Consider the following 20,277-nt stretch of genomic DNA (forward strand, 5'->3'; position numbering starts at 1 on the left):
CGTGCACGTTTCTGATCCACGTCCATATTTCTGAACGCACCCACGCTAAGCCGCCCTCTGAGCCCCGGTCAAGCATCAAGGTCGGCAAGAGAACCGCGATTTCAAGAGCGGATTCCTCGCCTCCGTACGACACTTGACGCGACGAGGCGTTGATCCCTAGCGTGTCCACAAATGTGAATGCTGTACGTACACGCGAATGCACGTACACGCGACCGCACACACGTTCACAGGCACACGCGACCGCAGCCGTTGATCCGAGGAGACCCCCTCATGCCCGCTCCCCGCACCGTCCTGCTCACCGGCGCCGCAGGCGGCCTCGGCACCCTGATGCGGGGGCTGCTCCCGGCCTACGGCTACGACCTGCGGCTGCTCGACGTGCGGCCCATCGAGGGCGAGCCGGACGCGATCACGGCGGACCTCGCCGACAAGAAGGCGCTGCGGGAGGCCGTGCGGGGTGTCGACGCGGTCGTCCACCTCGCGGGGATCTCCCTGGAGGCCTCCTTCGACAAGATCCTGCGGGCGAACATCGAGGGGACGTACAACCTCTACGAGGCGGCGCGCGAGGAAGGCGTCCGCCGTGTCGTCTTCGCGTCGTCGAACCACGCGGTGGGGTTCACGCCGCGCCCCGTCGGCGACGATCCGCTGATCGCGGTGGACGCGCCGCGCAGGCCCGACACCTTCTACGGCCTCTCGAAGTCCTTCGGCGAGGATCTCGCCCAGTTCTACTGGGACAAGCACGGGATCGAGACGGTCTCGGTGCGGATCGGTTCGTGCTTCCTGGAGCCGTCGAGCGTGCGGATGCTGTCGGTCTGGATGAGCCCCGGTGACGGCGCCCGGCTCTTCCACGCGGCGCTGACCGCTCCCGAGGTGGGGCACACGGTGGTGTACGGATCGTCCGCGAACACGCGCCTGTGGTGGGACCTCTCGTCGGCGCGCGCGCTCGGCTACGAACCGCGGGACGACTCCGAGCAGTACGCGGACAAGCTCGTCGCCGAGCAGGGGGAACTGGACCCCGCGAACCCGGACCACGCGAACCTCGGGGGCCACTTCTGCACCAACCCTCCGGTGTGGCCGTACTGAGAGCTCCCCACGACGGCACGACAGGCTGAAACCAGCCGTCCGGTGGGGTGCGCCGAGCCGCCTCAGCCCGCAAACGGGCACCGAACGGGCAGACCGCACCCCCCGAACGGGCATCCCTGCCGCGCGGCACACAGGCCGTCGCCCCGCCAAGCGGGCAGAAGCGGGCATCATCGCCCCGGTTTCGAGCCTGTTCACACACCGCCCCCCGCTGTAGAACTTTCCACCAGGGCCCGAACGGGCACAGCGAGGGAAAGAGGCGGCACCCATGACCGCGGAAGAGCGCCAGCGGGAAATCGTCCGGGCAGCACGGACCTCCGGCTCCGTGGACGTCACCGCGCTCGCCACCAAACTGGGCGTCGCCAAGGAGACCGTCCGCCGTGACCTCCGCGCCCTGGAGGACCACGGCCTGGTCCGGCGCACCCACGGCGGCGCCTACCCCGTGGAGAGCGCGGGCTTCGAGACCACCCTCGCGTTCCGCACCACCATGCACGTCCCGGAGAAGCGGCGGATCGCCACCGCCGCCGCCGAACTCCTGGGCGACGCCGAAACGGTCTTCGTCGACGAGGGCTTCACGCCGCAGCTCATCGCCGAGGCGCTTCCCGAGGCCGCCAAGGGCCGCCCGCTGACCATCGTCACCGCGTCCCTGGCCACCGCCGGCGCCCTCGCCGAGGCCGACAACATGTCCGTCCTCCTGCTCGGCGGCCGCGTCCGCCCCGGCACCCTCGCGACCGTCGACCACTGGACGACGCGCATGCTGGCCGGGTTCGTGATCGACCTCGCGTACATCGGGGCGAACGGCATCTCCCGCGAGCACGGCCTGACCACGCCCGACCCCGCGGTCAGCGAGGTGAAGACGCAAGCCATCCGCGCGTCACGGCGCACGGTGTTCACGGGCGTGCACACCAAGTTCGGGGCGACCAGCTTCTGCAGGTTCGGGCATGTCGGCGAGCTGGAGGCGATCGTCACGAGCACGCAGCTGCCCGCGTCCGAGGCGCACCGCTACTCCCTCCAGGGCCCGCAGGTCATCCGCGTCTGACACACACCCCGCTCACCCTCCCCCGCCGCCCGCACCGGCACCTCCCGTGATCCCGCACGCCCTCATTCACCCAAGACGCACCCCTCTCACGCCCTCTCACGCCCCCACACACCTCCTCCCACCCCATACGTCCCCATACGTCCAGGAGCATTCATGCGAACCCAGAGCCGACGGAGGCCGCGCGCACTCGCCGCGGCAGCCGCAGGGACGCTGCTTGCCCCGCTGCTCTCCGGCTGCTGGGCCGGGGCCGGCGGGGCCGGTTCAGGCGGCGACTCCATCAACGTACTGATGGTGAACAACCCGCAGATGGTCGAACTGCAGAAGCTCACCGCCGCCCACTTCACCAAGGAAACGGGCATCGAGGTGAACTTCACGGTCCTGCCCGAGAACGACGTCCGCGACAAGATCAGCCAGGACTTCGCCAACCAGGCGGGCCAGTACGACGTCGCCACGCTCAGCAACTACGAGATCCCGATCTACGCCAAGAACGACTGGCTGCACGAGCTCGGCTCGTACACCAAGAAGGACAAGGCGTACGACGAGAAGGACGTACTGCCGTCCATGCGCCAGTCGCTCACGGGCGACGACGGCAAGCTCTACGGACAGCCCTTCTACGGAGAGTCGTCCTTCCTGATGTACCGGAAGGACGTGTTCAAGAAGGCCGGTCTCACCATGCCGAAGCACCCCACCTGGCAGCAGGTGGCGGAGCTCGCGGCCGACGTGGACGGTGCCGAGTCCGGGATGAAGGGCATCTGTCTGCGCGGGCTCCCGGGCTGGGGCGAGTTGATCGCACCCCTGACGACCGTGGTGAACACCTTCGGAGGGACCTGGTTCGACAAGGGGTGGAAGGCGCGCCTCGATTCCCCCGAGTTCGAGAAGGCAACTCGCTTCTATGTGGACCTCGTTCGCAAGCACGGCGAGTCCGGAGCCGCCCAGTCCGGCTATGCCGAGTGCCTGAACAACCTCACCCAGGGCAAGACCGCCATGTGGTACGACGCCACGGCCGCCGCCGGTTCGCTGGAGTCCGCCAAGTCCCCGGTCAAGGGGAAGATCGGCTACGTACCCGCGCCCGTGGAGAAGACCAAGAGCTCCGGGTGGCTCTACACCTGGGCCTGGGGCCTGCAGAAGGCCTCGCGCAACCCCGACAAGGCCTGGAAGTTCGTCTCCTGGGCGTCCAGCAAGGAGTACGAGCAGCTGGTCGGCGAGAAGATCGGCTGGTCCAACGTCCCCGCGGGCAAGCGGGCTTCGACGTACGACAACCCCGCCTACCGCAAGGAGGCCGCCGCCTTCCAGGACGTCACCCACGACGCCATCGAAGGCGCTCGGCCGACCGATCCCGGCGTGCAGCCCCGGCCCGCGCCCGGCATCCAGTTCGTCGGCATCCCCGAGTTCACCGACCTCGGCACCAAGGTCTCCCAGGAGATCAGCGCGGCCATCGCCGGGCGCCAGTCCGTCGAATCGGCCCTCAAGAAGTCACAGAAGCTCGCCGAGAAGATCGCCGAGGAGTACGAGGGACGATGACCGCCACCGCGAGTACCACCACCGTCGCGCCCGCGCGCGTGTCCGCCGCCAAGCCACCGGGACGGCTGCGCGCCTGGGCCACCAGGGCCCCGCTCCTGCCCGCCCTGATCTTCATGGTCGTCGTGACCCAGCTGCCCTTCGTGGCCACGCTGGTGATCTCCTTCTTCGACTGGAACGCCCTCTACCCCGACGCCCGCAGCTTCGCTGGACTCGACAACTACTCCGAGGTCCTCACCGATCCGGACCTGCGCAAGTCCGTCCTGACGACCATCGTGCTCACGGCCACCGTGGTCATCGCCAGCCTCGTCATCGGGCTCGGGCTCGCCCTGCTCCTCGACCGGAAGTTCCGGGGCCGGGGCGCGGTGCGCACGCTGCTCATCGCGCCGTTCCTGCTCGTGCCGGTGGCCGCCGCGCTGCTGTGGAAGCACGTGCTCTACAACCCCGAGTACGGCCTCTTCAACGGCCTGCTGCACTGGCTGGGCGGTGACGGCGCGGCCCAGCCCGACTGGGTGTCGAACACCCCGCTGATCGCCATCGAGGCCTCCCTGATCTGGCAGTGGACGCCCTTCATGATGCTGATCCTGCTCGCCGGGCTGCAGAGCCGCGACGGTGAACTCGTCGAGGCCGCCCGCATGGACGGCGCGGGCCCCTGGCAGGTGTTCCGGTATCTGACGCTGCCGCATCTGCGCCGCTATCTGGAGCTGGGGGCGCTGCTCGGCTCGATCTACATCGTGCAGAACTTCGACGCCGTCTTCACGATCACCTCGGGCGGCCTCGGCACGGCCAACCTGCCCTACACCGTCTACCAGAGCTTCTACCAGGCCCACGAGAACGGCCTGGCGTCCGCCGCCGGTGTCCTCGTCGTCATCGGTTCCCTCATCATCGCGACCTTCGCGCTGCGGGTCGTCTCGTCCCTGTTCCGTGAGGAGGCGTCCCGCTCATGAGCACTGCCGTGACGCGCGACAAGCCACGCACCCGGACCCCGCTGAAGATCCGGGGATCCGCGGGCCTCGGCCTGGCCGCCTGGCTGGCCGGAATCCTGTTCTTCCTGCCCATCGCCTGGATGGCGCTGACCTCCTTCCACTCGGAGGAGGACGCCGCGACCAATCCGCCCTCGCTCGCCGCCTCGCTCACCCTGGACGGCTACCGCGACTTCTTCGGCACGGGCGGCGGCGCGAGCCCCTGGCCCTCGCTCATCAACTCGACCGTGGCGTCGGTCGCATCGACGCTGCTCGTGCTGGTCCTGGCGCTGCCCGCCGCGTACGCGCTGTCCATCAGGCCGGTGAAGAAATGGACGGACGTCCTGTTCTTCTTCCTGTCGACGAAGATGCTGCCGGTGGTGGCGGGTCTGCTGCCGATCTATCTCTTCGCCAAGAACACCGACATGCTCGACAACATCTGGCTGCTGGTCATCCTCTACACGTCGATGAACCTGCCGATCGCGGTGTGGATGATGCAGTCCTTCCTCGCCGAGGTGCCGGTCGCGATCATCGAGGCCGCGCAGATCGACGGGGCGCGCCTGCCCACCATCCTCACGCGCGTGGTGGCCCCCATCGCGCTGCCGGGGATCGCGGCGACGTCCCTGATCTGCTTCATCTTCAGTTGGAACGAACTCCTCTTCGCCCGGGTGCTCACGGGCGTCGTCGCCCAGACCGCGCCCGTGTTCCTGACCGGCTTCATCACCAGCCAGGGCCTGTTCCTGGCGAAGGTGTGCGCCGCGTCGCTCGTAGTCTCCCTGCCGGTGCTCGCCGCGGGGTTCGCCGCCCAGGACAAGCTGGTCCAGGGCCTGTCGTTGGGAGCCGTCAAGTGAAGGCCGCCATCATCGAGTCCGTCGGCAAAGCCGTCGTCGGCGAGGTGCCCGACCCCACCCCGGGGCCGCGCGAGGTCGTCGTCGAGGTCGCCGCGTGCGGACTGTGCGGGACCGATCTGCACATCCTGCAGGGCGAGTTCGCGCCCACACTGCCGGTGGTGCCGGGGCACGAGTTCGCCGGGGAGGTGGTGGGGCTCGGCCGCGAGGTCACCGAGCTCGCGGTCGGCGACCGCGTCGCCGTCGACCCCTCGCTCTACTGTTACGAGTGTCGCCAGTGCCGCACCGGCCACAACAACCTCTGCGAGCGCTGGGCCGCGATCGGCGTCACCACGGCGGGCGGCGCCGCCCAGTACGCGGTCGCGCCCGTCGCCAACTGTGTGCGGCTCCCCGAGAACGTACGCACCCAGGACGCGGCCCTCATCGAGCCGCTGTCGTGCGCGGTGCGCGGCTACGACGTCCTGCGGGCCCAGCTCGGCGCCCACGTCCTGATCTACGGCTCAGGGACGATGGGCCTGATGATGCTGGAGCTCGCCAAGCGGACGGGAGCGGCGAGCGTGGACGTCGTGGACCTCAACCCGGACCGCCTGGCCACAGCCCGGCAGTTGGGTGTCTCGGGGTCGGCCGCGGGGGCGGACGAGCTCGACCGGCCCCAGGGGTGGGACATCGTGGTCGACGCCACCGGGAACGCGGCGGCGATCCAGGACGGCCTCGGGCGGGTCGCCAAGGCGGGAACGTTCCTGCAGTTCGGGGTGGCCGACTACGCGACGCGGGTCAGCATCGATCCGTACCGCATCTACAACCAGGAGATCACCATCACCGGGTCGATGGCGGTGCTCCACAGCTATGAGCGGGCGGCGGAGCTGTTCGCCGCGGGCGTGCTGGATCCTGAGGTGTTCATCAGCGACCGGATGCCGCTGACGGCGTACCCCGAGGCTCTCGACCGGTTCGCTTCGGGGGTGGGCCGGAAGATCGTGGTGGTGCCGTAGACCACCGGCTTCGCCGCGTTCGTCCTCGGAGCGCCGGGCGGGCTGGATTCCAGCCCGCCCGGCGCTCCGAGGGCACGGGAAAGAAACTTCCGCGGGTAAGGGAACGGCAAAGCCGGGACGTTCGTTACCCCATGCATGACAGCTATGACCCCCGGCTCGAACATCCCTCTCACCGCCACTCGGGTAGCGGTGGACGTCGCCGCACCGGTGCGGCTCGACGTATCGGGCCTGCTGCTCACCGCCGACGGCAAGGTGCGCTCCGACGACGACTTCATCTTCTTCAACCAGCCCTCCGGGCCCGGTGTGACCTACCAATCGGGCGGCGGCACGACCCCCGACAAGATCACGGTGGACACCACGGCCGTGCCCGCCGGCATCGAGAAGATCGTCGTCACCGCCAGCCCGGACGCGGCGGGCCAGACCTTCCAGGGCGTCGAGCCCACCGCCACCATCCGCAACGCGGACGACGGCTCCGTCCTCGCCACGTTCACTCCCCCGCAGCTCGGCGGCGAGACCGCCCTGGTGATCGTCGAGGTCTATCTGCGCAACGGCGCATGGAAGGCGCGCGCCGTCGGCCAGGGGTACTCGAACGGCCTGGCGGGCATCGCGACGGACTTCGGCGTCTCGGTCGAGGAGCCCGCGGCCCCGGCCGCTCCGGCCGCCGCCGCGCCCGCAGCCCCGATGGCGCCCCCGTCCGGCGCCCCGGTCCAGGGCACGCCCCCGCCGGTCGCCGACCCCCGTCTGGCGGCCCCGGCAGCGCCCGCCGCTCCCCCGGCGCCGCCCGCGGCCCCCGCGCCCGGCGCGGGGAAGATCAACCTGGACAAGGGCCGGGTCAGCCTCCAGAAGAACCAGACCGTGTCCCTGGTCAAGGGCGGCAAGCCGCTGCTCTCGCAGGTCAAGATGGGTCTGGGCTGGGAGCCGGCGTACGGCGGCAAGGACATCGACCTGGACGCCTCGGTCATCGCGTACGGCCCGCAGCGCAACCACGTGGACAGCTGCTACTTCGGCAAGCTGTCGATCGTGAACGGCGCGATCAAGCACTCCGGCGACAACCTCACGGGCGAGGGCGGCGGTGACGACGAGGTGATCGTCGTGGACCTGGGCCGTCTGCCGCAGGAGGTGACGGGTCTGGTCTTCACGGTGAACTCGTTCTCGGGCCAGAAGTTCACGGCCGTCGCCAAGGCGTACTGCCGCCTCCTGGACGCGGGGACGGGCGAGGAGCTGGTCCGCTTCGACCTCACGAACGCGGAGGCGCAGACGGGCGTGATGATGGCCAAGCTCATCAAGCAGTTCACCGGGGAGTGGGAAATGACCGCCATGGGTGACTTCGTGAAGTCACGGACCGTGCGCGGCATGGTGAAGCCCGCGGCGCAGGCGCTGTAGCCGCGGCGGGAATGTGCAGGGGCGGCCGCCGGGAGGGTTACTCCGGCGGCCGCCCCTTCTGTCGTACGCGATCAGGGAATCAGAGCTTGGCCAGCTTGGGGTACGGGCTCAGGAACCGTCCCTGGCGGCCTGCGAAGTCGATGACCACTGCTTCCTCGCCCTCGACTCCGACGATCCGTCCGAGTCCGTACTGGTCGTGCGAGACCCGGTCGCCCACGGCGAACTGCTCGATGGGCGGTGCGGGGGGCGGCGGAACGTTAAAGGGGCTGTTCGGCAGGTGGCGTCGGGTACCGGGGGGCCTCGTCATGTTCTGAGTATGCGCCCTCCGGACCCCGGCGCACCATGCTCCGACCTCACACGGTCCTCACATCGGCATCAAACCGACACACAATTTCCCGTTCCCCGTAGCGTTACGTAGTTGCTCTGTGGCACCGCGCGCACATGTGTGCCCCAGGCGACCCGATCAGAACAGAGCGCTGTACGCGTTCAGTGCGGGCTGCCCGCCGAGGTGGGCGTAGAGCACGGTCGCGTCGCGCGCGATCTCTCCCCTGTCCACCAGATCGATCATCCCTGCCATCGACTTCCCCTCGTAGACCGGGTCGGTCACCATGCCCTCCGTGCGGGCCGCGAGCCGCATCGCGTCGAGGGTCGCCTCGTCCGGCAGACCGTAGGTGCCCGCGTGGTAGCGCGCGTCCAGCTCGATCTCGGAGTCCTTCACCTCTGCCTGCACGCCGATGAGTTCGGCCGTCCCGCGGGTGATCCTGGCGATCTGCTCGCGGGTGCGGTCGGGATCGGCGGATGCGTCGATGCCCAGGACGCGGCGCGGGCGCTCGCCCTCCTCCGCGAGCGCGGCGAACCCGGCGACCATCCCCGCCTGCGTGGACCCGGTCACCGAGCAGACCACGACGGTGTCGAAGAAGACCCCCAATTCCTCTTCCTGTTCCGCCACTTCGTACGCCCAGCGCGCGAAGCCCAGACCGCCCAGACGGTGCTCCGAGCAGCCGGCCGGGATGGCGTACGGCTTACCGCCCGCCTCCTCCACCTCGCGCACCGCCCGCTCCCAGCTCTCCTTGATGCCGATGCCGAATCCGGCGCGTACGAGGCGTACGTCGGCGCCCGCGAGCCTGCTGATGAGGATGTTGCCGACCTTGTCGTACACGGAGTCTGGCCAGTCGACCCAACTCTCCTGGATCAGCACGCACTTGAGTCCGGCGCGGGCGGCGACGGCCGCGACCTGACGGGTGTGGTTGGACTGGACGCCGCCGATCGACACGAGGGTGTCGCAGCCCTGCGCGAGCGCGTCGGCGACCAGGAACTCCAGCTTGCGCGTCTTGTTGCCGCCGTACGCGATGCCGGAGTTGCAGTCCTCCCGCTTGGCCCAGAGCGCGGCGCCGCCGAGGTGGTGGGTGAGGCGGTCCAGGGGGTGGACGGGTGAGGGGCCGAAGAGGAGGGGGTAGCGGGCGTAGGAGTCGAGGGGTGCGGGCACGGGGGCCTCCGGCGGGTTCAGGGGTGGGCGAGCTCTTCCAGGACGCGCCAGATCTCCGTGGTGACGGCCACCGCCGCGTCCGGGTCGCCGTCCGCGCACGCGTCGATGAGGCGCTCGTGCAGTTCGGCGGAGCCGCAGGTCACGCCCTCGCCGAAGCGCTGCCTCTCCAGGCGGCGGATGAGGGGGGTGTACCGGGTGATGGTGGCCGCGGCAGCGCGGTTGCCGCAGGCCGCGACGAGGACGCCGTGCAGGTCGTCGTCGGCCCGCAGGGCCCCCTCCACGTCGCCGGACGCGACGGCCGCCGCGAACCGGCGGTTGGCGTCCCGCATCGCGTAGAGGTGCGCGGGCTCCAGGCGGGGCACCGCGCCGCGGGCGACGAGTTCGTGCATGGCGCGGACGACGGCCGCCGCGTCCCTGACGCCGGCCTCGTCCAGCGCCGTCACACGGGTGTGGCTCTGCGGTTTGGACTCCAGGAGGCCTTCGTCGACGAGCCGTGAGAACGCCGCGCGGACGGGCGCGCGGGACAGGCCGAGCGAGGCGGCGAGGTCGGCGTCCCGCACCACACTGCCCGGCGGAATGTCACCGCCGACGATCGCGTCACGGATCGATGCGTACGCCTGGTCCCTGAGGAGGGTGCGGCGCACCGGTTGCATGGCTCCCATGCACTGAAATGTTAGATACCAATTGCCGCTGCGGACAAGGGTCTTGCCCGCACTTCCCCGCCCACGGCCGGCCGCTCGAAGCCCCCGCTTCGAGCAGCACCGCCGTCTCGGTCAGTGGCCCCGGCGCCGCCACGGCCCTGTGATCGCCAGCATGATGCCGGGCGTCTGGATGTTGGCGTAGAGCGTCTTGCCGTCGGGCGAGAACGTGACGCCGGTGAACTCGCTGTAGGAGGGCTTCTCGGGCGTACCGGCGTTGAGTTCGTTGCGCGCGATCGGGTACGTACGGCCGCGCTCGGTCGCCCCGAAGAGGTGCTGGACGCCTTCGCCGTCCTCGGCGATGACCAGGCCGCCGTACGGGGAGACGGTGATGTTGTCCGGGCCGTCGAAGGCGCCGTCCTTGGAGGGGTCCGGGTTGACGCCGAGGAGCACCTTCAGGGTCAGGGTGCGGCGCGAGGGGTTGTAGAACCACACCTGTCCGTCGTGCGGGACGGGACTCTCGTCGCGGGCGAACGAGGCGACGATGTAGACGCCGCCGTCACCCCACCACATGCCTTCGAGCTTGCGGGCGCGCGTGATGTCGCCGTCGTCGAACTGCTGGCGCACCGGCACCGTGCGGGCGTCGCGGTCCGGGACCTCGACCCAGTCCACGCCGTAGACGGTGCCGATCCTGGTGGCGCGGGACAGGTCGTCCACGAAACGGCCGCCGGAGTCGTAGCACTTGGGTGCCTTCAGTACGCCCGCGTCGTCGGCGAGGGTGCGCAGCTTGCCGCGGCCGTGCTTGAAGCCGTGCGGCGGGGTCCAGCGGTAGAGCAGGCCGTTGGGGCCGGAGGCGTCCTCGGTGAGGTAGAGGTGGCCGCGCCTGGGGTCGACGACGACGGCTTCGTGGGCGTAGCGGCCCAGGGCCTTGATGGGCTTGGGGGCGCGGTTGGCGCGCCGGTCGTAGGGGTCGACCTCGAAGACGTATCCGTGGTCCTTGGTCATGCCGTTCTGGCCGGCCTTCTCCTCGGTCTCCTCGCAGGTGAGCCAGGTGCCCCAAGGGGTGCTGCCGCCCGCGCAGTTGGTGGCGGTGCCCGCGATGCCGACCCACTCGGCGACGTGTCCGCCGCGGCGCACCTCGACGACGGTGCAGCCGCCGGACGCGGCCGGGTCGTAGACGAGGCCCTCGGTGAGCGGGACCGGGTGCGGCCACTTGGAGCGGGGGCCGCTCAGCTCGTGGTTGTTGACGAGCAGCGTGACGCCGCGCGGGCCCTCGAAGGCGGCCGTGCCGTCGTGATGTGAGGGTGTGAACTCGCCGGTCTCCAGTTTTGTCCTGCCGCTGTGGGTCAGGACGCGGTACGAGAATCCGGCGGGCAGCGCGAGCAGGCCGTCCGGGTCGGGGACGAGGGGGCCGTACCCGGGGGCGCCGCCGAGCACGTCGGCCCCGTCCTCCGCCGTGTCCTGGGCGGCGAGCGCGCCGGGCGCGGTGGCGAGCGCGCCGACGCTGCCGGCCAGCGCGACCCCCGCGCCGGTGACCGCGGAGCGTCTGGCGAAGTCCCTGCGAGTGAGCGACATGATGTCTCCTGAGGCGCGTACGAGCGGGCTAGGGCTGGCTGTGCACGTGCTGCGACTCTCGGCCTGCGAACGTCGAGTTGGGCCGGGCTGCTGTCGGCGTCACGCTCCCGCTCACGTATAAACGGCGGTTGAACGCTGTCCGACATCAAGGGGCTTCCTTCCATGAACCTGCCAGCCACCGGCCGCCGAGTCCTGATCAGCGGAGCCTCCCGAGGCCTGGGGAGAGCCCTCGCGCAGGCCTTCGCCCAGAACGGCGACCGCGTCGCCGTGCACTACGGCTCGCGCGAGGAGGACGCACGCGCGACGCTCGCGTCCCTGGCGGGCGAGGGCCATGCGCTGGTGGGCGGGGACCTCTCGGACCCGTCGGGCGCGGCGGACGTCGCGGGACGGGCCGCCACCGCCCTCGGCGGTCTGGACGTCCTGGTCAACAACGCCGCCGTGAACCTGCCGCATCCCCTCGCCGACACGTCGTACGAGGACTGGGCGGCCCTCTGGCAGCGGCATGTGTCGGTGAACCTCCTGGCCACGGCGAACCTCAGCCACCTGGCGGCCCGCCGGATGATCGACCAGGGCACGGGCGGCCGGATCGTGAACATCGGCTCGCGCGGCGCGTTCCGCGGGGAGCCCGACCACCCCGCGTACGGGGCGACCAAGGCGGCCGTCCACGCGCTCGGCCAGTCCCTCGCGGTGTCGCTCGCGCCGTACGGGATCGCGGTGGCGTCGGTGGCGCCCGGCTTCTTCGGGACGGAGCGGGTCGCGCACCGGCTGAGCGGGGACGAGGGGGCCGCGATCCGCGCGCAGAGCCCGTTCGGGCGTGCGGGCACGGCGGACGAGATCGCCGCGGCGGTCCTCTGGCTCGCTTCGCCGGTCGCGGAGTGGGCATCGGGCACGGTCCTGGACCTCAACGGCGCTTCGCATCTGCGCACCTGAGCCGCTGGTCGAGTGGGCTCTGCGCACGTGAGCCGGTGGTTGAGCGAGCGGTTCAGTGAGTGGTGGGAAGAGTCTTCGTAAACAAGGTCAACGGGCGCGGATCACCCGTAAAGCCAAGATTTCGTGCAGAACGCCTTGACCCGCCGTCCACGCGGCAATAGACATCCCCCTACCTGCATCACCCGTTGGGGGAGGCGAGCCGCGTGGACGCGTCGCAGGCACGCAGCCTCCATGAGGACCGGCTGATGAAGCTGGCCAATGTCACCGGCGTCGGCATCGGGAAGGACGAGCACTCGGGGGCGGATGTGATCGTCGTGTTCGTCACCCGCAAAGTGCCCCGTGACCGGCTCCGGGACGAAGACGTGATTCCGGAAGTGCTCGACGGCGCCCCCGTACGTGTGCTCGCCATCGGCGAGCCCGCGGCGCAGTAGGACGCCCTGCGGAAGCGGACCGGAACTCCACCCTTCAACCAAGGGGAAGAGGTGGTCTGGCGTGGTGAGCCAGCCCGAATTGATGCGAGGACCCACCGGCGGTCAGCTCAGTGACAGCTCGCGCCAGCAGGCGAAAGGGGACTTCCTGGGCCCCCAGACGTCGCTGGCCAACGTCGTCGGCTTCGGCCACGGCGTGAAGTGGACCGAGGGCGAGCCCACGGGCGAACCCGCGGTCATCGTCTTCGTGACCCAGAAGGTCCCGGAGTCCATGCTCCCGGAGCGGGACGTCATCCCCTCCCAGATGGACGACGGCACCCCCACCGACGTCGTAGCCGTCGGCCACGTCGCCGCGCAGCGCCAGCAGCGCAAGTCCGGCCGCGCCGAGGACCGCTCGGTGACGTACGGACCCGACGGCGGTGTGAGCGAGCAGCTCGCGGGCCTGACGCAGCCCATGCTGGAAGAGCTCGCCGGACTCGGCGCGTTCGAGCCGCAGCTCCTCAAGCGCCGCATGCGCCCGTGCCCCTCCGGCGCCTCGGTCGGCAACGTACGCGTGACGGCCGGCACGCTCGGCAGCGTGGTCTACGACTTCCTGCCCGGCGCCGCCGTCGACCCGCCGGGCCCCGGCCTCGGCGTACCGGCGAAGTTCTACATCCTCTCCAACAACCACGTGCTCGCCGACTCCAACCGCGCCCAGCTGGGCAGCGCGATCGTGCAGCCGGGTGTCTTCGACGGCGGCCAGGACCCGGCCGACCGCATCGCGACCCTGGAGCGCTTCATCACGATCCAGTTCGCCCCGCAGATCCCGCTGGAGCGGCACAACAACGTCGTCGACGCGGCGCTCGGCACCGTCGACTTCCAGGACGCGACCCGTGAGACGTACTTCAGCGGTGCGCCGCGCGCCTGGCGCCGCAAGGCGAACGTCGCGGTCGGCGACCTGGTGAAGAAGACCGGCCGCACGACCAACATCTCCTTCGGCCGGATCATCGCCGTCGACGCGACCATCGACGTCAACTACGGCACCGCGGGCACGGCCCGCTTCAAGGACCAGATCCTGACGACGAACATCTCGGCGGGCGGCGACTCGGGTTCCCTGGTGACCTCGCTCGACAACGTCGCGCTCGGCCTGCTGTTCGCGGGGTCCTCGACCGTCACCGTGCTCAACCACTTCGAGAACGTCCGCGCGCTGCTGCGGGTCGAGGTCTCCGAACAGCTGGCCTGACCCGGTCGCACCACGAGAGGAGGGCTTTCATGACCACTCAGGCACGCAAGCAGAAGGGCCGGGCCCGCGCGGAGCACCGCTTCCACAATCCGCAGGGCGCCGAGGTCAAGACGCGCGACGAGGCGTTCGCCGCGCCCCAGGACGTGTCCGCCGAGGCGGTGGCCACCGCCTGCAAGCTGGAGCTGCACAACGGCGCGATCACCTTCGCGCTGGAGGTGAAGTTCAACCCGAACACCTACCCGCACGTGGTGGTGGGCGGGCAGATCACCTCGGGCATCTGCGGCGCTCCGTGGGACATCACGGGCGGCTTCATCGGCGACACGATCCGCCTGGACGCCAAGCGCACGGGCCAGGGCTCCTGCGCCAACACGATCACGATCGTCGGCGAGTACCAGAACCCTCCGGCGTACCGGGGGACGTACGGCTTCGACGGCGCGACGTCGTCGTTCAAGCACACGACGCTGTACCAGTGCTGAGCCGAGCTGAACGGAGCTGAGCTGCGCTGCACTGCACTGCACTGCACTGAACGGAACGAAGCCGGTCGGGCCGGTGCACAGGCCCGACCGGCTTCGGCCGTCACACCCCTTGCTGCGAACGGGCCTTGAAGGCCGCCTTCCGCGCTTCCTTGGCCACCTTCTTGTCGGGGTGCAGGCGCCCCATCGCCTCGAGCACATCGGCGGTGGCGGGGTGCTCGACCCGCCAGGCCGCGGCGAAGAACCCGCTGTGCTGCTCCGAGAGCCCTTCGACCAGACCCTGCAGCTCGTCCGAGTTGCCCTCGGCGGCGAGCTGCGCGGCGATCGTGTCGATGGTCAGCCAGAAGACCAGCGCCTCGGAGGGCGCGGGCACGTCCGCCGCCCCGTGCTCGGCGAGCCACACCCGGGCGAGCCCACCGAGCTCGGCGTCGTCGAGCACGTCCCGCAGAGCGGGCTCGGCCTCCCGGCCCACCAGCGAGAGCGCCTGCTGGCAGCGGAGCCGCCTGAGCGGCGCGCCCTCGTCACCGCCCCGCGCGGCGGCCAGCAACTCCCGTGCCGCGTCCAGCGGTTCGTGCCGGGCGAGCCACAGCTCGATCTCGGCCTGCGCGGCGGCCTGCGGGAAACCGGCCGTCCCCGCGAGCAGCGCGTCGGCGCCCTTGTCGGCGAGATCGCCGACGGCGGGGGCGTCCACGCCCGCCTCCAGCATCCGCGCCCGGATGCCGTACACACCGAGCGGGGTAAGGCGGACCATGCCGTACCGCGTGACGTCCTCGTCGTCGTCCGGCAGCGGTGCCTCGGCCTCGTCGATGTCGACCATGAGGGCCTCGTCGACCGGCTGGTACTCGACCAGCCCCAGCGGCTCGAAGAGCCGGAACTGGTCATCGAGCTTCATCATCGCGTCCGACACCTGCTCCAGGATGTCGTCCGTCGGCTCCCCCATGTCGTCGGGCACGATCATCGACGCGGCGAGCGCGGGCAGCGGCACCGGGCCCTCGCCCGCGCCCGCGTCCCCGGCGGTGAGCAGGTACAGGTTGCCGAGCACGCCGTCCAGGAAGTCCGCCTCCGCCTGCGGGTCCCAGCCGAGCTCCTCGAAGTCGATCTCGCCGTTCTCCTCCAGGACGTCCAGGAGGTTGTCCATGTCGGGCACGGTCGCGTCCGAGTACACGGTGTCCAGGGCGCCGAGCCAGACGGCGAGGATGTCCTGCGGGCTGCCGGAGGTGAGGGCGGCGAGGTCCTCGCCCGCGGTCACCGTGCCGAGCACGTCCGCTCCGTCGGGGCCCTCGGCCTCGTCCCCGTCCGTGACGTCCACCAGGCCGGTGTCGACGGCCACGCGCCAGGCCTCGCTCGCGTACGCGGCGGCGTCCGGGTCGTCCGCGTCGAGGCCCAGCTCCGCCGCGGCGGCCGGCAGCTGCTCCTCGACGAGTTCGCCGCCTGCTCCGACGCGCGTGTCGGGGCCGGCCCAGCGGGCGAGCCGCGCGGCGCGGGAGAGCAGCGGCGTGGCGAGCGCGGCCCGCGCGAGTTCCGCTTCGGAGTGCAGCAGCACCGGCGGCAGGGTGGCGGGACTTACGGACATCGGCTGATTCTCCTCCGAAGGATGGGGGCCTCCCCTGGTCGAGCTGAGTCGGGAGCCTGGGGAAGGGTCGGCTGGGCTGAAGCCTAGACGGATTTGGACCCATGCCGCCCGGTTCATGTCCCTGTCAGAAGACATACACGGTGAGAACACCCGCCGAACCTTGACAACTCCCCTGGCCACGCAAGAGATTGACGCGCGTAGAGCGCTGGGCGCCGCCGGTCACCTCCCTGGACCTGTCTGCCGGTCTGCCTGCCTGCCGGTCTGCCCTGTGTGTCCGCCTGCCCTGTCGGTCCGCCTGCTCTGTCTGTCCCGTCGGTCCCGTCTGGCTGTCTGTCTGTCTGGCCCAGTAGCTCTCACTCGGTTCATACGACCTCACCCTCATCCGGAGTCCCTCCATGCCGCACATATCCCGTGCCACCAGGCCCGCCGTGCGATCCGCCGCCGTCTCCACCGTCGTGGCCACCGCCCTCGCGGCCGGTCTGCTCGCCGTGAGTTCCTCGGCCTCGTCCGCGTCCGCCGCCGAGGTCCGCGTCCACGACATCCAGGGCACCACCCGCCTCTCGCCCCTCGCGGGCCAGCAGGTCACGGACGTGACGGGCATCGTGACCGGCGTCCGCTCCTACGGCTCGAAGGGCTTCTGGATCCAGGACCCCGAGGCCGATGCGGACCCCTCGACCAGCGAGGGCGTCTTCGTCTACACCGGGTCCGCCGCCCTGACCGTGCAGGCCGGTGACGCGGTCCGTGTCTCCGGGACCGTCAGCGAGTACGTTCCCGGCGGCGAGGCGTCCGGCAACCAGTCACTGACCCAGCTCACCAAGCCGACGGTGACGGTCGAGTCGTCCGGCAACGCGGTGCCCGCGCCGGTCACGGTGAGCGCCAAGTCCGTGCCTTCCCGGTACGCGCCCGACGGCGACCCCGCGAACGGCGGCAGCATCAACGCGCTCCGGCTGAAGCCCCGCTCGTACGCGCTCGACCTGTACGAGTCCCTGGAGGGCATGAACGTACGCGTCGGCACCTCGCGCGTGGTGGGGGCCACGGATCCGTACTCGGAGCTGTGGGTCACCGTGAAGCCGCACGAGAACGCGAACCGGCGCGGCGGCGCGGTGTACAAGTCCTACGACGACCAGAACACCGGGCGCCTGCAGATCCAGCAGCTGGCTCCGGTCTCCGAGCAGCCCTTCCCGAAGGCGAACGTCGGCGACGCGCTGTCCGGTGGCGCCGAAGGGCCCCTGGACTTCAACCAGTTCGGCGGCTACACGCTGGTCGCGCGGACGCTGGGCAAGGTCACGGACAAGGGGCTCGTACGGGAGAAGACGCGGCGCCAGGCCAAGGACGAGCTCGCCGTCGCCACGTACAACGTCGAGAATCTCGACCCCGGTGATCCGCAGACGAAGTTCGACGCACTGGCGGGGGCCGTCGTCTCGAATCTCGCCTCGCCCGACATCCTCGCCCTGGAGGAGATCCAGGACGACAACGGCGCGAAGAACGACGGGACCGTCTCGGCGGAGGCGACCCTGAAGAAGTTCACGGACGCGATCGTCGCGGCGGGTGGGCCCCGCTACGCGTGGCGGTCCATCGACCCGGAGAACAACAAGGACGGCGGGGAGCCGGGCGGGAACATCCGCCAGGTGTTCCTCTTCAACCCCGAGCGGGTCTCGTTCACGGACCGGGGAGCCGGGGACGCGACGACGGGCACGGGTGTCGTACGTTCCTCCGCCGGACGCGCCGCGCTGACTCTCTCCCCCGGGCGCATCGACCCGGCGAACACGGCCTGGGAGGACAGCCGCAAGCCGCTGGCCGGTGAGTTCAGCTTCCGGGGGCGGAGTATGTTCGTGGTCGCCAACCACTTCGGGTCGAAGGGCGGCGACGAGGGTCTGACGTCGCGGCATCAGCCGCCGGTGCGGTCGTCGGAGGCGAAGCGGCTGCGGCAGGCTCAGGCGGTGAATGCGTTTGTGCGGGATGTGCGGAAGGTGGAGAAGGGGGCGGATGTGGTGGTCGTGGGGGACGTGAACGACTTCGAGTTCTCGGCGACGACTGCGGCGCTGGAGGCGGGGGGTGCGTTGAAGTCTGCGGTCAAGTCGCTTCCGCGGTCGGAGCGTTACTCGTACGTGTACCAGGGGAACTCCCAGGTCCTGGACCAGATCCTGACGAGTCCGGGGGTGGGGAACCCCAAGGACTCCAAGGACTCCAAGGGCTCTAAGGGCTCTAAGGGCTCTAAGGGCTCTAAGGGCTTTACGTACGGCAAGGGCTCGAAGGGCTTCGCGTACGACAGCGTGCACATCAACGCGGAGTTCGCGGAGCAGAACAGTGATCATGATCCGCAGGTGCTGCGGTTCCGGCCGTAAGGCTGCGGATCGGCGGTTCGGGCTCCCCCGCCCTCTGTGGCTCTCTCGCTACGCGTAGAGCCTGAGCAGCCAGTCCCTCCAAGCCATTTCGGTGCCCTTGGCGTCCGCCTGGGGGGCGAAGTCGTGGATGCTGATGCCCACGGGGGCACCGAAGTGGTTGCGGCCGAAGAAGCGGTGGAGCGCGGTGTCCGTGCGCAGGCCTATGAAGTGCCGACTGCGGAAGTCGATCATCGCGTCCAGGGATTCGCCGGGGGCGTCCACGCGGACGCGGGCGCCTTCCGCCGCGTCGTCGGGGAGGCCCAGGCGGCGGCCCAGTTTGACGAAGGCGTCCGGGGCGGTGGCGGGGGCGGGGCCGTCGAGGGCGGTGAAGGTGACGGGGAGGCCCGTGAAGTACGTCAGGTACTGGCGCAGGGTGTGCAGGTAGAAGTCGGTGTGCTTGCCTGCTCCGTCGTACTGGTTGGCCCAGTCGGTGGTGAGGATGCCGCTGTGCACGTAGCGGACCCAGGAGCGGCGGCCTCCGTCGCGGGGTTCGATGGTGCGGTCGAGCTGGTTGCGGGTCTGGCCCGGTGGGAGGCCTTCGGGGTTCTCGACTCGGTCGGTGAGGCGGTGCGGTGGATCCCAGTGGGTGACGATGCCGCCGGAGGGGGCGGCGCCGCCTTCGCGGGGTTCGTACTCCATGGGCCACAGCCAGCCGCCGGTGCCGGTGGTGAACGCGTCCCAGACCTCAGCAGGAGAGGCATCGACCTCAAACTCCCGCTCGATCTCAAACTCCTTGCCGGTGGTCATGGCGACTCCTTAGGGGTGCGGGTGGTGCTGGTTCGTCGCTGGGCGGGGCGGGACGTCTGCCTTCGCCATCGTCCGGCGACCGCGCGGCTACTTCGACACGAGAGCCACGCGAGCCAGCTGCAGATCCGCGCGAGCTGCGGCGCAGGGCCGCCCGCGAGGACGAGGCCGAGCCGGTACATCTGCCCTCGCCATCGCCCGGCGACCGCGCAGCTACTCCGACACGAGAGCCACGCGAACCGACTGCAGATCCGCGCGAGCTGCGGCGCAGGTCCGTCCGCGGGGACGGGGCCGAGCCGGTATGTCCGTCCTCGCCATCGTCCAGTAACCGCAGGGCCACTTCGCCGCCGGAGCGCCGCGAACCGTGCTCCGGGCGGACATACCGGCCCGTCCCCTCACGACCATCGCCGACTACAGGTCCGCGCGAGCTACGGCGCAGGTCCGTCCGTGCGGACGGGGCCGCGCCGGTATGTCCGTCCTCGCCATCGTCCAGTAACCGCAAGGCCACTTCGCCGCCGGAGCGCCGCGAACCGTGCTCCGGGCGGACATACCGGCCCGTCCCCTCACGACCATCGCCGACTACAGATCCGCGCGAGCTACGGCGCAGGTCCGTCCGTGCGGACGGGGCCGCGCCGGTATGTCCGTCCTCGCCATCGTCCAGTAACCGCAAGGCCACTTCGCCGCCGGAGCGCCGCGAACCGTGCTCCGGGCGGACATACCGGCCCGTCCCCTCACGAGCGTCGCCGACTGCTGCAGAGTCGCCCCATCCCGAGGGCAGGCCCTCACGCCCGTGCGGGCCAAGTTTCGGTGGCTCTGGCGCGTGACAGATGCAGCGGGCGTCCACGTCCCGCTCGTACGGATCGCCCAGCCGCCCCACTGCCGTAGGCACCCCCCACCCACCCCGCTGCTTCACGCCCCCACCCACCCCCCATCCCGCTGCTCACCCACCCGGCCCGCTGCTGTCGGCACTCCCCCACTCGTCCCCCAATTCCACGGCACCACAGGGCA

General features: G+C 70.4%; 18 protein-coding genes. 12 read left to right on the forward strand and 6 right to left on the reverse strand.

Going from position 1 to position 20,277, the window contains the following annotated elements; all coding sequences use genetic code 11:
* Window positions 1-270 precede the first annotated feature (270 nt).
* The 7 genes from AC07AG_RS34090 (at window position 271) to AC07AG_RS34120 (ending at window position 7,816) form a co-directional block, all read left to right on the forward strand.
* Window positions 271-1,080, forward strand: a complete 810-nt coding sequence (locus tag AC07AG_RS34090; protein WP_478760130.1) for an NAD-dependent epimerase/dehydratase family protein — start codon at window positions 271-273, stop codon at window positions 1,078-1,080.
* Window positions 1,081-1,345: 265 nt separating this feature from the next.
* Complete coding sequence (locus tag AC07AG_RS34095) at window positions 1,346-2,116, forward strand: DeoR/GlpR family DNA-binding transcription regulator (protein ID WP_249590663.1); 771 nt, start codon at window positions 1,346-1,348, stop codon at window positions 2,114-2,116.
* 153 nt (window positions 2,117-2,269) lie between these two features.
* A complete protein-coding gene (locus tag AC07AG_RS34100; RefSeq protein WP_478760131.1) occupies window positions 2,270-3,637 on the forward strand; it encodes an ABC transporter substrate-binding protein in 1,368 nt (455 codons plus the stop codon).
* The gene (locus AC07AG_RS34105; protein ID WP_478760133.1) at window positions 3,634-4,581 is read left to right on the forward strand and encodes a carbohydrate ABC transporter permease; all 948 of its coding nucleotides are present in this window, start codon (window positions 3,634-3,636) and stop codon (window positions 4,579-4,581) included. The genes AC07AG_RS34100 and AC07AG_RS34105 overlap by 4 nt, the downstream gene beginning before the upstream one ends.
* Window positions 4,578-5,447 carry a carbohydrate ABC transporter permease gene (locus AC07AG_RS34110; RefSeq protein WP_478760135.1) on the forward strand — a complete coding sequence of 290 codons (870 nt, stop codon included), beginning with the start codon at window positions 4,578-4,580 and terminating at the stop codon, window positions 5,445-5,447. The genes AC07AG_RS34105 and AC07AG_RS34110 overlap by 4 nt, the downstream gene beginning before the upstream one ends.
* On the forward strand, window positions 5,444-6,433 hold the full coding sequence (locus tag AC07AG_RS34115; protein ID WP_478760137.1) for a zinc-dependent alcohol dehydrogenase family protein: 990 nt from the start codon (window positions 5,444-5,446) through the stop codon (window positions 6,431-6,433). Before AC07AG_RS34110 ends, AC07AG_RS34115 begins: the two co-directional genes overlap by 4 nt.
* A 144-nt stretch (window positions 6,434-6,577) precedes the next feature.
* A complete protein-coding gene (locus AC07AG_RS34120; protein WP_478760635.1) occupies window positions 6,578-7,816 on the forward strand; it encodes a TerD family protein in 1,239 nt (412 codons plus the stop codon).
* A gap of 79 nt (window positions 7,817-7,895) precedes the next feature.
* Here AC07AG_RS34120 and AC07AG_RS34125 read toward each other — a convergent pair whose 3' ends face one another.
* The 4 genes from AC07AG_RS34125 to AC07AG_RS34140 all read right to left on the reverse strand — a co-directional run bounded on the left by AC07AG_RS34125 (window position 7,896) and on the right by AC07AG_RS34140 (window position 11,515).
* Window positions 7,896-8,123, reverse strand: a complete 228-nt coding sequence (locus AC07AG_RS34125; protein ID WP_135329399.1) for a CarD family transcriptional regulator — start codon at window positions 8,121-8,123, stop codon at window positions 7,896-7,898.
* 156 nt (window positions 8,124-8,279) lie between these two features.
* On the reverse strand, window positions 8,280-9,302 hold the full coding sequence (locus tag AC07AG_RS34130; RefSeq protein ID WP_478760140.1) for a 1-aminocyclopropane-1-carboxylate deaminase: 1,023 nt from the start codon (window positions 9,300-9,302) through the stop codon (window positions 8,280-8,282).
* Between the two features lie 17 nt (window positions 9,303-9,319).
* Window positions 9,320-9,964 carry a GntR family transcriptional regulator gene (locus AC07AG_RS34135; protein WP_478760142.1) on the reverse strand — a complete coding sequence of 215 codons (645 nt, stop codon included), beginning with the start codon at window positions 9,962-9,964 and terminating at the stop codon, window positions 9,320-9,322.
* 111 nt (window positions 9,965-10,075) lie between these two features.
* The gene (locus tag AC07AG_RS34140) at window positions 10,076-11,515 is read right to left on the reverse strand and encodes an alkaline phosphatase PhoX (RefSeq protein WP_478760143.1); all 1,440 of its coding nucleotides are present in this window, start codon (window positions 11,513-11,515) and stop codon (window positions 10,076-10,078) included.
* A 162-nt stretch (window positions 11,516-11,677) separates the two neighbouring features.
* On the opposite strand from AC07AG_RS34140, the gene AC07AG_RS34145 reads away from it, so the two are divergent.
* From AC07AG_RS34145 to AC07AG_RS34160, 4 genes are all read left to right on the forward strand, one after another.
* The gene (locus AC07AG_RS34145; protein ID WP_478760145.1) at window positions 11,678-12,445 is read left to right on the forward strand and encodes an SDR family NAD(P)-dependent oxidoreductase; all 768 of its coding nucleotides are present in this window, start codon (window positions 11,678-11,680) and stop codon (window positions 12,443-12,445) included.
* A 203-nt stretch (window positions 12,446-12,648) separates the two neighbouring features.
* On the forward strand, window positions 12,649-12,876 hold the full coding sequence (locus AC07AG_RS34150) for a hypothetical protein (protein WP_478760147.1): 228 nt from the start codon (window positions 12,649-12,651) through the stop codon (window positions 12,874-12,876).
* A gap of 64 nt (window positions 12,877-12,940) precedes the next feature.
* Window positions 12,941-14,095, forward strand: a complete 1,155-nt coding sequence (locus AC07AG_RS34155) for a chymotrypsin family serine protease (protein ID WP_478760148.1) — start codon at window positions 12,941-12,943, stop codon at window positions 14,093-14,095.
* Window positions 14,096-14,124: 29 nt separating this feature from the next.
* Window positions 14,125-14,571, forward strand: a complete 447-nt coding sequence (locus tag AC07AG_RS34160; protein WP_478760149.1) for a hypothetical protein — start codon at window positions 14,125-14,127, stop codon at window positions 14,569-14,571.
* A 100-nt stretch (window positions 14,572-14,671) separates the two neighbouring features.
* Here AC07AG_RS34160 and AC07AG_RS34165 read toward each other — a convergent pair whose 3' ends face one another.
* Window positions 14,672-16,141 (reverse strand): hypothetical protein, encoded by a 1,470-nt coding sequence (locus AC07AG_RS34165; RefSeq protein ID WP_478760151.1) that lies wholly within the window; start codon window positions 16,139-16,141, stop codon window positions 14,672-14,674.
* 395 nt (window positions 16,142-16,536) lie between these two features.
* Here AC07AG_RS34165 and AC07AG_RS34170 point away from each other — a divergent pair, with 395 nt between their 5' ends.
* A complete protein-coding gene (locus tag AC07AG_RS34170) occupies window positions 16,537-18,486 on the forward strand; it encodes an endonuclease/exonuclease/phosphatase family protein (RefSeq protein WP_478760152.1) in 1,950 nt (649 codons plus the stop codon).
* A 48-nt stretch (window positions 18,487-18,534) separates the two neighbouring features.
* On the opposite strand, the gene AC07AG_RS34175 is transcribed toward AC07AG_RS34170, so the two are convergent.
* Window positions 18,535-19,272, reverse strand: a complete 738-nt coding sequence (locus tag AC07AG_RS34175) for an SRPBCC family protein (protein ID WP_478760154.1) — start codon at window positions 19,270-19,272, stop codon at window positions 18,535-18,537.
* Window positions 19,273-20,277: the final 1,005 nt, after the last annotated feature.

The sequence above is a fragment of the Streptomyces sp. NPDC044044 genome (genome assembly GCF_056434405.1).

Coding starts and splice junctions, on each gene's coding strand:
- AC07AG_RS34090 (WP_478760130.1), top strand. CDS start 271: ATGCCCGCTCCCCGCACCGTCCTGCTCACCGGCGCCGCAGGCGGCCTC.
- AC07AG_RS34095 (WP_249590663.1), top strand. CDS start 1,346: ATGACCGCGGAAGAGCGCCAGCGGGAAATCGTCCGGGCAGCACGGACC.
- AC07AG_RS34100 (WP_478760131.1), top strand. CDS start 2,270: ATGCGAACCCAGAGCCGACGGAGGCCGCGCGCACTCGCCGCGGCAGCC.
- AC07AG_RS34105 (WP_478760133.1), top strand. CDS start 3,634: ATGACCGCCACCGCGAGTACCACCACCGTCGCGCCCGCGCGCGTGTCC.
- AC07AG_RS34110 (WP_478760135.1), top strand. CDS start 4,578: ATGAGCACTGCCGTGACGCGCGACAAGCCACGCACCCGGACCCCGCTG.
- AC07AG_RS34120 (WP_478760635.1), top strand. CDS start 6,578: ATGACCCCCGGCTCGAACATCCCTCTCACCGCCACTCGGGTAGCGGTG.
- AC07AG_RS34125 (WP_135329399.1), bottom strand. CDS start 8,123: ATGACGAGGCCCCCCGGTACCCGACGCCACCTGCCGAACAGCCCCTTT.
- AC07AG_RS34135 (WP_478760142.1), bottom strand. CDS start 9,964: ATGGGAGCCATGCAACCGGTGCGCCGCACCCTCCTCAGGGACCAGGCG.
- AC07AG_RS34140 (WP_478760143.1), bottom strand. CDS start 11,515: ATGTCGCTCACTCGCAGGGACTTCGCCAGACGCTCCGCGGTCACCGGC.
- AC07AG_RS34145 (WP_478760145.1), top strand. CDS start 11,678: ATGAACCTGCCAGCCACCGGCCGCCGAGTCCTGATCAGCGGAGCCTCC.
- AC07AG_RS34160 (WP_478760149.1), top strand. CDS start 14,125: ATGACCACTCAGGCACGCAAGCAGAAGGGCCGGGCCCGCGCGGAGCAC.
- AC07AG_RS34165 (WP_478760151.1), bottom strand. CDS start 16,141: ATGTCCGTAAGTCCCGCCACCCTGCCGCCGGTGCTGCTGCACTCCGAA.
- AC07AG_RS34170 (WP_478760152.1), top strand. CDS start 16,537: ATGCCGCACATATCCCGTGCCACCAGGCCCGCCGTGCGATCCGCCGCC.
- AC07AG_RS34175 (WP_478760154.1), bottom strand. CDS start 19,272: ATGACCACCGGCAAGGAGTTTGAGATCGAGCGGGAGTTTGAGGTCGAT.